This is a genomic window from Rheinheimera sp., assembly GCF_036568245.1.
In the GTDB taxonomy this organism is placed as follows: Bacteria; Pseudomonadota; Gammaproteobacteria; order Enterobacterales; family Alteromonadaceae; genus Alishewanella.
Genome location: NZ_DATCSY010000408.1, coordinates 1 through 10,961, shown reverse-complemented (window position 1 = coordinate 10,961; position 10,961 = coordinate 1). Strand labels below are relative to the sequence as shown.

Annotated in this window: 12 protein-coding genes; 11 read left to right on the top strand and 1 reads right to left on the bottom strand. The window is 47.7% G+C overall.

Annotation, left to right across the window (positions count from 1 at the left end; all coding sequences use genetic code 11):
* Positions 1-306: 306 nt before the first annotated feature.
* The 9 genes from serC (at position 307) to VIN66_RS18450 (ending at position 9,523) form a co-directional block, all read left to right on the top strand.
* Positions 307-1,389, top strand: a complete 1,083-nt coding sequence (serC, locus tag VIN66_RS18490; RefSeq protein ID WP_331925358.1) for a 3-phosphoserine/phosphohydroxythreonine transaminase — start codon at positions 307-309, stop codon at positions 1,387-1,389.
* Positions 1,386-2,675, top strand: a complete 1,290-nt coding sequence (aroA, locus tag VIN66_RS18485; RefSeq protein ID WP_331925357.1) for a 3-phosphoshikimate 1-carboxyvinyltransferase — start codon at positions 1,386-1,388, stop codon at positions 2,673-2,675. The genes serC and aroA overlap by 4 nt, the downstream gene beginning before the upstream one ends.
* 131 nt (positions 2,676-2,806) lie before the next feature.
* A complete protein-coding gene (gene cmk / locus VIN66_RS18480; RefSeq protein WP_331925356.1) occupies positions 2,807-3,496 on the top strand; it encodes a (d)CMP kinase in 690 nt (229 codons plus the stop codon).
* Positions 3,497-3,606: 110 nt separating this feature from the next.
* Complete coding sequence (gene rpsA / locus VIN66_RS18475) at positions 3,607-5,286, top strand: 30S ribosomal protein S1 (RefSeq protein ID WP_331925355.1); 1,680 nt, start codon at positions 3,607-3,609, stop codon at positions 5,284-5,286.
* Between the two features lie 64 nt (positions 5,287-5,350).
* A complete protein-coding gene (ihfB, locus tag VIN66_RS18470; RefSeq protein ID WP_134054744.1) occupies positions 5,351-5,635 on the top strand; it encodes an integration host factor subunit beta in 285 nt (94 codons plus the stop codon).
* Between the two features lie 42 nt (positions 5,636-5,677).
* Positions 5,678-5,920, top strand: a complete 243-nt coding sequence (locus tag VIN66_RS18465; protein WP_331925354.1) for a DUF1049 domain-containing protein — start codon at positions 5,678-5,680, stop codon at positions 5,918-5,920.
* A gap of 3 nt (positions 5,921-5,923) precedes the next feature.
* Positions 5,924-7,060, top strand: coding sequence for an N-acetylglucosaminyl transferase (locus VIN66_RS18460; RefSeq protein WP_331925353.1), 1,137 nt, complete (start codon positions 5,924-5,926; stop codon positions 7,058-7,060).
* 16 nt (positions 7,061-7,076) lie between these two features.
* Positions 7,077-7,781: an orotidine-5'-phosphate decarboxylase gene (gene pyrF, locus VIN66_RS18455; RefSeq protein WP_331925352.1), complete on the top strand. Its 705-nt coding sequence runs from the start codon at positions 7,077-7,079 to the stop codon at positions 7,779-7,781.
* A 17-nt stretch (positions 7,782-7,798) separates the two neighbouring features.
* On the top strand, positions 7,799-9,523 hold the full coding sequence (locus VIN66_RS18450) for a potassium/proton antiporter (protein ID WP_331925351.1): 1,725 nt from the start codon (positions 7,799-7,801) through the stop codon (positions 9,521-9,523).
* Here VIN66_RS18450 and VIN66_RS18445 read toward each other — a convergent pair.
* A complete protein-coding gene (locus VIN66_RS18445; protein WP_331925350.1) occupies positions 9,520-9,792 on the bottom strand; it encodes a hypothetical protein in 273 nt (90 codons plus the stop codon). The two genes, VIN66_RS18450 and VIN66_RS18445, sit on opposite strands and share 4 nt — an antisense overlap.
* Before the next feature lie 273 nt (positions 9,793-10,065).
* On the opposite strand from VIN66_RS18445, the gene VIN66_RS18440 reads away from it, so the two are divergent.
* Positions 10,066-10,710 (top strand): hypothetical protein, encoded by a 645-nt coding sequence (locus VIN66_RS18440; protein WP_331925349.1) that lies wholly within the window; start codon positions 10,066-10,068, stop codon positions 10,708-10,710.
* Positions 10,711-10,724: 14 nt separating this feature from the next.
* Positions 10,725-10,961, top strand: a 237-nt coding sequence (locus VIN66_RS18435) for a DUF938 domain-containing protein (RefSeq protein WP_331925348.1), incomplete at its 3' end; no start/stop codon positions are given.

The window sequence follows — 10,961 nt, the reverse complement described above, 5'->3', positions numbered from 1 at the left end:
CGTAACACCCAGGGCGTTATACTGATCCGTACCGCCGACAACGAGAAAGTCGTTGGCGTGGAAAAGATTGACGAAATCCAGGATGCCGAAGAGTTAGCGGCGGCAGAAGCTGAGAAAGCTGCCAGCACTGTACTGACGGATACCCAGTTAGCACAGGATGAAGAAGAGTAACACCCAGATAAAACGGGCGCTTCTGCGCTCGTTTTGCTTTTAAGTGCAGACAAAAAGATCGGTTAAGCCGGCTGCAGGTTAAACAATCACAGGCCAGTTGCATTAAAACGCTAATTCAGGAGCAAGTAGTACATTATGATCACCTTTAATTTTTGTGCCGGGCCGGCAATGTTGCCGGTAGAGGTAATGCAACAGGCACAGCAGGAGTTTATAAACTGGCAACAACATGGCTGCTCTGTGATGGAGCTTAGCCATCGCAGCAAGGCGTTTATTCAGGTCGCAGCCCAAGCAGAGCAGGATTTACGCGATTTACTTGCCATTCCGGCAAACTATAAAGTGTTATTTATGCACGGCGGCGGCCGCGGCCAATTCTCGGCGGTGCCATTGAATTTGTTGAAGGCTGGCCAAACTGCGGACTATATCGTCTCTGGAGCCTGGTCAAGATCAGCAGTTGAAGAAGCAGTTAAATACGGCCAGATTAATGCACAGGATATCCGGCAGAAAACGGCTGCCGGACTTCGTACTGTGATAGCGCCATCTGACTGGCAGCTTAGTGCCAATGCTGCTTATGTGCATTGCTGCCCGAATGAAACCGTAGACGGCGTTGAGTTTACCGACTTACCTGATACTGCCAGTCCGATCGTCGCAGATTTATCTTCCACCATTTTATCGCGGCCAATCGATGTTAGCCGTTATGGCGTGATCTATGCGGGTGCGCAAAAAAATATCGGCCCTTCGGGTTTGACCCTTGCCATAGTGCGTGAAGATTTATTGCCGGCAAAAGACGCGCTGATCCCGTCGGTGCTGGACTATCGGCTGGCTGCTGATAACGACAGTATGTTTAATACTCCGCCGACCTTTGCCTGGTATCTTGCCGGGCTGGTGTTTAAATGGTTAAAACTGCAGGGCGGCGTAACCGCCATGGCTACGCGTAACCAAAATAAAGCAGCTTTACTTTATGATTATATTGATAAAAGCGATTTTTACTCTAACGATGTAGATAAAAACTACCGTTCCTGGATGAATGTACCTTTTTTCCTCGGCGATGAGCGTTTGAATGATATGTTTGTCGACCAGGCTGAGCATCATGGCCTGTTGGCGCTTAAAGGCCATCGTATGGTGGGGGGCATGCGCGCCAGTATTTATAACGCCATGCCACTGGAAGGCGTACAAACACTGGTAAGTTTTATGCAAGAATTTGAGCGGGTACACGGATGAAAACGTTGACTTTACAGCCTATTGCCAAAGTGAGTGGCGAAGTGCATTTGCCGGGTTCAAAGAGCATTTCGAACCGGGTGTTATTGCTCGCAGCTTTGGCTGAAGGTACGACACAAATTACCAATTTACTCGACAGTGATGACGTGCGGCATATGCTTAATGCCTTAACGGCTCTGGGTGTGAATTACACGCTGTCACCGTGCCGCACTGAGTGTGAGCTGCAAGGTTTAGGTGGGTTATTTAACCATCCGCATGCCATTACCATGTTCCTCGGTAACGCTGGCACCGCCATGCGGCCTTTAACAGCGGCGCTTGCGGCATCCAATGTCGATGTCACCCTGACCGGTGAGCCACGCATGTATGAGCGTCCTATCGGCCATTTGGTTGATGCGCTGCGCCAATGGCATGCCGATATTGATTATCTGGAACAGGATGGTTATCCGCCACTCCGAGTAAAAGGCAAATCGCTGTCTGGTGGTACAATGAAAATTGACGGCAGTATCTCCAGTCAGTTTTTAACCGCAGCATTGATGGTTGCGCCTCTGCTTGACGGCGATAGCGAGATTGAAATCGTCGGCGAACTTGTTTCCAAACCTTATATCGATATTACACTGGCATTGATGCAACGCTTTGGCGTTAATGTGATAAATCACGGTTATCAGCGTTTTAGTGTCAGCGGTGCTCAGCAATATCGCTCACCGGGTAAATGGCTGGTTGAAGGTGATGCGTCTTCAGCGTCATACTTTTTGGCTGCGGCAGCCATTAAAGGTGGCAGTATTAAAGTCACCGGTATCGGCAAACATGCAGTGCAGGGCGACATTCATTTTGCTGATGCGCTTGCCGCGATGGGAGCTGATGTTGAGTGGGCAGACGATTACATAAAAGTAACGCGTAACAAACTGAACGGTATTGACCGCGATTATAACGCCATACCAGATGCTGCGATGACCATCGCCACTACCGCATTATTTGCACAAGGCGAAACGATCATCCGCAATGTGTATAACTGGCGGGTGAAAGAAACAGACCGCTTGGCTGCCATGGCAACGGAGCTTAGAAAGGTGGGCGCCGATGTTGAAGAGGGGCACGATTATCTGAAAATTGTACCGCCAGCTCAATTGAAGCACGCCAGCATCGCAACCTACAATGATCATCGTATGGCGATGTGTTTCTCGTTGGTCGCGTTAAGTGATACTGCCGTGACGATTGAAGACCCTGATTGTACAGCAAAGACCTTCCCTGACTACTTCAATGTCTTCCGGCAACTGGCACGCCAGATAGCGTAGCTTCCGGACGCGTAGCCTTCTGAGTGCGCGTCTTTCCTTCGTTTTATCGTAATTAAACACAGATTTTGTCGCAAAAAGCTGTATAATACCGCCGTTTTAAATCCGATTAACCAGTAGTTAAAGGGGGTAGGATGCCACACTCTGCAGCAGTAATTACCATTGATGGCCCGGGTGGTTCAGGCAAAGGCACTATTTGTCGCTTGCTGGCTCAACGCTTAGGCTGGCAATTACTGGACAGTGGCGCCATATATCGGGTTCTCGCTTTAGCTGCGATGCATCATCAAATCGCTTTTGATGATGAAGAAGCGCTACAACCCCTGGCGGCTCACCTGGACGTTCAGTTTAGCAGTGACGAAACAGGTAATATGCGTATTACGCTGGAAGGTGAGAACGTTACGCATACCATCCGTACACAAGAAGTGGCTGATGTAGCATCAAAAATTGCCTCTTTGCCTCGTGTACGCGAAGCTTTGTTGCGTCGTCAGCGGGCTTTTGCTGAAGCGCCCGGCCTGATTGCAGATGGTCGCGATATGGGAACGGTTGTTTTCCCTCAGGCAGACGTTAAAATATTTTTAACCGCCACCGCCGAAGAGCGCGCCAGACGGCGTTATTTGGAGTTGAAAGAAAAGGGCTTTGATGTTAACATCGGCGACCTTTTGAGCGAAATCCAGGCTAGGGATGAGCGCGATATGAATCGTGCGACAGCGCCGTTAAAACCGGCGGCTGATGCCTATATGTTGGATTCGACCAGTAAATCGATTGAACAAGTGTTGGAAGAGGTACTGAACTACGCCGGCATGAAGTTGCCAGCTGTAGTATGAACCAGGCCAAAACCGCGCTTTGGACAGCCTGTTGAAAGGATTCAAACAGGTTAATTTAGCAACCCCACAACGCATGACGCAGCGTGGAGCACTTAACTGAAAAAGTGAATATGACTGAAAATTTTGCACAATTATTTGAGGAAAGCCTCAAAGCCATCGAAACCCGTCCGGGTGCCATTGTTAAAGGTACTGTTGTTGCCGTTCTGAAAGACGTCGTTATGGTTGACGCTGGTCTGAAATCAGAAGCCGCAATTCCGGTTGAGCAGTTCAAATCTCTGAACGGCGAAATCGAAGTTAGCGTTGGCGACATCATTGACGTAGCGTTAGACGCCATAGAAGATGGTTTCGGCGAGACTTTACTTTCTCGTGAGAAAGCGAAACGTCACGAAGCCTGGGTACGCCTGGAAAAAGCATGTGAAGACAAAGAAACTGTTATCGGTGTTATCACGGGTAAAGTTAAAGGTGGTTTCACTGTTGAAGTTGACGGTATTCGTGCATTCCTGCCTGGTTCATTAGTAGACGTACGTCCGGTGCGTGACACTCTGCACCTGGAAAACAAAGAACTTGAGTTCAAAGTTATCAAACTGGATCAGAAGCGCAACAACGTGGTGGTATCACGTCGTGCGGTGATTGAATCAGAAAGCAGCCATGAACGTGACCAGCTGTTAGAAACACTGGAAGAAGGCATGGAAGTTAAAGGTATCGTTAAGAACCTGACTGACTACGGCGCATTCGTTGACTTAGGCGGCGTTGACGGCTTACTGCATATCACTGATATGGCATGGAAGCGCGTTAAGCACCCAAGCGAAATCGTTAACGTTGGCGACGAAATTCCAGTAAAAGTACTGAAATTCGACCGCGAGAAGCAGCGCGTATCTTTAGGCCTGAAACAAATGGGCGAAGATCCGTGGGCAGCTATCGCTTCACGTTACCCAGAAGGTGCCCGCATCACTGGTCGTGTAACTAACCTGACTGACTACGGCTGCTTCGTTGAAATCGAAGAAGGTGTTGAAGGCTTAGTACACGTTTCAGAAATGGACTGGACTAACAAGAACATCCACCCATCTAAAGTGGTTAACCTGGGTGATTCTGTTGAAGTTATGGTTCTGGAAATCGACGAAGAACGTCGTCGTATTTCATTAGGTCTGAAACAGTGTAAAGCTAACCCATGGGAAGAGTTCGCTAAGGGCTTCAACAAGGGTGACCGTGTAAGCGGTAAGATCAAGTCAATCACTGACTTCGGTATCTTCATCGGCTTAGATGGCGGCATCGATGGTCTGGTTCACTTATCAGACATCAGCTGGAACGCCACTGGCGAAGAAGCGGTTCGTGAATTCAAGAAAGGCGACGAAGTACACGCTGTTGTATTACAAGTTGACCCAGAGCGCGAGCGTATTTCTTTAGGTATCAAGCAGCTGGATGAAGATCCGTTCAACGGCTACCTTGCTGACAACAAAAAAGGTGCTATCGTTAAAGGTGAAGTAACTGCCGTTGACGCTAAAGGCGCTACTGTAATGTTAGAAGGTGCTGTAGAAGGTTACATCCGTGTATCTGACATCGCGCGTGAGCGTATCGAAGATGCAACTACTGTACTGAAAGTAGGCGAAGAAGTTGAAGCTCGTTTAATGGGTGTTGACCGCAAAAACCGCGTAATCAGCCTGTCAATCAAAGCGAAGTTCGAAGCTGAAGAAAAAGAAGCTATGGATACTATCAACAGCAAGCAACAAGAAGCTGATTTTGGTGGTAACGCTATGGCCGAAGCATTTAAAGCTGCTCAGAAGCAGGATTAATTGCTAACAAAGCAGGAGGCAAGTGCCTCCTGCTTTATCCATTAGCAGGTTTGCCGGAGGGTCTATGACCAAGTCTGAATTAATTGAAAAATTAGCTACTGATTTCCCACATATTCAGGTCAAGGATGTTGAAGCTTCAGTTAAAGAAATCCTCGAGCAGATGGCACAGTCATTAGCTGGCAACGAGCGAATTGAAATTCGTGGTTTTGGCAGTTTCTCATTGCATTACCGTGCACCTCGCGTAGGCCGTAACCCTAAAACAGGCGATAAAGTAGAGTTAGACGGAAAATATGTCCCTCACTTTAAGCCGGGTAAAGAGTTACGTGACCGGGTGAAAGATAACACCTGAGCTGTCTCTTATTGAGATTTTCAGGCGTAACCGGAGTATCCCTTGCGCAGACTACTTTATATTGCCGTATTAGTAGCCCTGATTTTGGTAGGGGTACTGTTTGGCTCTATTAATCAGCAGATTGCTGATTTACATCTTCTTGTCATTAGTGTTCAGCTCAGAGTAGTTGATATAGCACTACTGTTTTTATTGCTTGGCATGTTACTTGGCTGGCTTATTATCATGTTGTATTCCTTGCAACGCAAAGCTAAGGGTTGGCTGCGTAAATCAACGGAAAGCCGCTAACCTATGTTAGAGCTGCTGTTTTTATTATTACCGGTAGCAGCAGCTTACGGCTGGTTCATGGGGCGCAACAGTGTAAAGCATAAAGAGTTAAAAGGCCGCGCCAGCATTACGCGTAATTTATCCTCGGGTTTAAACTTTCTACTGACAGACCAGGAAGACAAAGCAATTGAGCAGCTACTAGAGCTGCTAGACATAGAAGCTGCCACGATAGAAACCTATCTGGCACTGGCTAATCTGTTCCGTCGCAAAGGCGACTGGGACAAAGCCATCCGGATACATGAAAAACTGCATCAATTAAAACTCCCCAAACCACAGGCACAGCAGATCCAGTTTGAACTGGCAAAAGATTATTTTTCTGCAGGTTTGTATGACCGGGCAGAGAAATTACTGACCAGCCTGGTAAAATCACCGTCTTTGGGTGAGGCAGCGTTAAAGCAGTTATTCAGTATCTTTATTGCTACTCACGAGTGGAGTAAAGCAAAACAATATAACACAGCGGTTGATGCAACTAGCTCACGGTCACTGCGCATAGCCCAGGCTAATATGCAGATAGAGGCGCAAAAACAGTCGTCTGATACCAACATCACCTTAATAGCAGAACTTGCCGAGCGTTACCCGGCAGCTATACGGCCTAAATACGAGCTGGCCCAGCAAGCTTTGCAGCTAAACGAAAAGGCGCTGGCAAAATCTGCATTACTCTATATCGTTGAGCATAAGCCTCAGTGGGCAGCAGACATCTTACCACTACTGCAACAGTGCAAGTTGACCAGTGAAGAGTGGTATCAGTTGCTAAGCCAGCTGGCAAATAAGCACAATAATATTACCGCGACAGTATTATTAGCGGGCTGGTTGGCTGAGCATGGTTCAGCCACCGCGGCAGAGCAGTTCTTGTTGGATAAACTGACGCAGCAGCCCAGTATCCGGCTTTTTCAGCGATTGTTGCAGATCCGGCAGCAACAATCGGCACCGGCAGCGGAAGTGCTGTCTTCTGTTAAAGAGCTGGTAAATGCTTATCTGGATAAAAAATCATTATATGGCTGCCGAAATTGCGGCTTTAAAACCCGAAAACATTATTGGTTATGTCCGTCCTGCCAGCAATGGGAAACTGTTGAGCCCATTGGTGGTATAGATGGCCGTTAGAAGTAAAGGATAGAATATGTTTTGCCAAACGCCTGTTGTGGTGGCGCTAGATTTTGAACATAAGCACGAAGCATTGAACCTGGTGAGTCAACTGGACCCGGCTCTGTGCCGGCTGAAGGTGGGTAAGGAGATGTTTACGCATTTCGGCCCTCAGTTCGTACAGGAGTTGCAGCAAAGACGCTTTGATGTATTTCTTGATTTAAAATTTCACGATATACCCAACACTGTGGCAAAGGCAGTGAAAGCTGCAGCCGACCTTGGGGTCTGGATGGTCAACGTGCATGCTTGTGGCGGTAGCAGAATGATGAGCGCAGCGCGGGATTCTCTGGTATCCTATGGCACTGAAAAACCACACCTTATTGCTGTTACGGTACTGACAAGTATGGAGCAGAGTGATCTGACTGAGCTGGGTATAGCGTTAACACCAGAACAACAGGTTATGAAGCTTGCTAAGTTGGCGCATAGCTCAGGTTTAGATGGTGTAGTATGTTCTGCACAGGAAGCTACACTATTGAAGCAGACGTTTGGCCAGGAATTTTGTTTGGTAACGCCAGGGATCCGGCCAGCAAGCAGTGCCCAGGATGACCAGCGCAGGGTGATGACACCTGCTCAGGCGCTTACGGCCGGTGTGGATTACATGGTAGTTGGCCGTCCTATCACTAAGGCTGCACAGCCATTGGATGCGTTAAATGCTATCGTTCGGGAGATTTCAAACGCCTAATTAATCAGGAGGTTAGGGTGGATGGCATAAACCTCGCAATATTAGTTGGCGGTTTTCTTTTTGTAATCAGCATTATAGCTACTCTTATCTCGGCGCGTCTTGGCGCGCCGATGCTACTTGTTTTTCTTATTATCGGTATGCTCGCCGGCGAGGAAGGCATTGTCGGTATCCAGTTTGACAACCCCCAGGTTGCCTTTCTGATTGGCTCTATAGCCCTGGTTATTATTCTTTTTGACGGTGGAATGCGCACACACCCTGAGCGTTTTCGCGTAGCACTGGCACCGGCTTCGATGCTGGCTACGGTCGGTGTGGTATTAACCTGCGGTATTGTCGGCGTTTCGGCGGCGTATCTGCTGGATATGACGCTATTGCAAGGCTTGTTGCTTGGCGCAATTTTAAGCTCAACCGATGCTGCTGCCGTATTTTCAATATTCCAGTCACAAGGGCTTCGCATTAAAGAGCGGGTGGCATCTACGCTGGAGATTGAATCAGGCAGTAATGACCCTATGGCGGTAATGTTAACGCTGACTCTGGTGGGCGTATTGGCAGAAGGCCATGCACTCAGTTGGGATGTTGGCAGAACCTTTTTACAGCAAGCTGTGGTTGGCGGCGTAATGGGTTATGGAGCAGGGCGGGTGTTCGTATTTTTATGCCGTAAACTGCCACTTAATTTTGCCTTTTTCCCGTTGCTGGCGGTTGCCAGCTGTATCTTCATTTATGCTATGACAAACATGTTTGGCGGCAGTGGCTTTTTGGCTGTGTATCTGATGGGGTATCTGGTCGGCAACGCCAGATTGCCGCAAATTATACACATATTGCGCATGCACGATGGTTTGGCCTGGATCAGTCAAATTGGCATGTTTTTGATGCTTGGTCTGTTAGTTGTACCAAGTAATTTGATGAATCATTTACTGTCAGCGTTAATTCTGGCGGCGATCCTGATATTCGTCGCAAGGCCAATTGCAGTACTCTTGAGCCTGATACCATTTCGCTTCCCGGTCAGGGATCAGTTGTTTATCAGTTGGGTGGGTTTACGCGGCGCAGTGCCAATTATTCTGGCCTTGTTTCCCTGGCTGGCTGGCATGCCGGATGAACACCTGTACTTCGACGTTGCCTTTGTGGTGGTTATCGTTTCTCTGGTTGTTCAGGGCTGGAGCATAGTGCCGGTAGCACGCTGGTTAAAACTGGAAGTGCCGGCCGAACTGGCGCCGGACAATGCGATGCCACTGGATGCGGTACCAAGTAACGATATTATGGAAGTTCTGTCTTTCAAAGTGACTGAGTCGTCACCGGTGCTGGCGCTTAGCTGGCAGGATTTTCAGTTTAAACAGCCAATTCAGTTTCTTGGCGTGATCCGTAGCGGCGAATGGATCTTGCCGGATAAAAAACCGGCATTTCAAATAGATGATACATTGATGGTGCTGGCAAAATTAAAGCACGTTCAGAAGATAAGCGAAGTATTAGCCAAAGATGCAGAGAAATCTGTGCTCAGCAATAGTAGTTTCTTCGGTGATTTCGTACTGAACGGCGATATCAGCCTGAGTGACTTGGACGCATTCTATACCATTAACCTGATTGGCCAGGACAAAAACCAGACTTTGGCAGCATATATTGCGCAACGTTTCCATCGTCGCGTGGTAATTGGTGACCAGGTGCGGCTTGACCAGCTTTTACTGACTGTGCGTCAGGTGAATGAAGCCGGTGAAGCAATTCAAGTTGGTATTAAACCGGTATCGGACTAATCCGCATTATCGGCTTTGGCATCATCCTGTAAAACGCGGTTAAGCCGCGTTTTTGCCATCACATACAAATTAACGGTTTCCCTAAGCTCAGCGTGTGATTTAAGCAAAGCATTGTGTTTTTTCTCTAACTCATCAAAATCTTTTTTCAGCTGAATGTACTCACTTAATCCTTTAAAAATCGCTTTAGAGTAAGTAAGTTCAGCTGTCATGCGCTGAACCTTAGCCAGAATATCGAGTTGTTCGTCTGTGGGCCTGATAGTAAGTGCCATGAATAAACCAGAAAGTAAGTACAGATAACAGCGCATTTTACTTGGCTAGATAGAAATAGAAAGCTGAAATGCGTACTGATACGGCATACACTAAATAGCTTATAATGTATATTATGTTAAATTGCTTATGTTGACGTTAAATGTCTCACGCCACAACCAGGTGTAAACCTGCTCTATCGGAAGCATTACAAACAAACTCAATATATTCACAAGTTTATCGTGAAACTGTTACTATGCCGTAAGTTATTTCCCTTAGATCACAACAGAGGTTGTATGAAGTCAATTATTACAGGCCTGGCGTTAGTCGCTTTAGGCAGTACTGCTCTCACGGTGCAAGCAAATACGTTTGGTTCTCGCTGGAATCAGTCTACTAACAAAGACATCAGCTGGACTTACGTTAGCGCAGGTTATGCAAAAGCAACGCTTGATGATATTGCCGGTAACGATGTCGATATGAATGGCTATCAGCTTAAAGCCAGTTACTTGCTGTCTGATAACTGGTATTTGCATGCGTCTTACTATGATGTGTCAGGCGATTTGCCGCTGCTGGACGATATTATGGGTTTAGAGTTTGAAGCATCTGAATGGCAGGCCGGGTTAGGTTTACGCCAATCTGTCAGTGACAATATTGATTCGTTTTTTGAAGCAGCTTATGTCCGCTCTGAAGTTGGTGTTGTCGGTTTTGAAAATGATGCAGTAAATGGTTTTGTGGCCGGCGCTGGTTTTCGCTACCTTATTATCCCTGAGTTAGAGCTGGGTGCGGCGCTACGCTATGGCGACGGTTCTGATACAGACAGCAACACCTACGGTGACATTACGTTACGCTACCGCTTTACGCCGATGTTCGATTTATATGTAAACTACCAGTTTGACAGTGATGCATCGTTACTGGGTACCGGTGTGTCAGTGCATTTCTAACACGGAGTGAAATTATGGCGGCTACCCTGGCCTTTTCTCAAGCATGCGAAAACAATAAAGCCCCTATTCTGGCGGTGTTACAACACGCTTTTGCCAAAAGCGCTAAGGTGCTGGAAGTTGGCAGTGGTACTGGCCAGCATGCGGTGCATTTTGCCGCCGCTTTGCCGCACTTAACCTGGCAGGCGTCAGATCAGGCGGTGTATCTGCCCGATCTGACCGAGCGGCTGCGCCTGGCCGCCCTGCCCAACCTG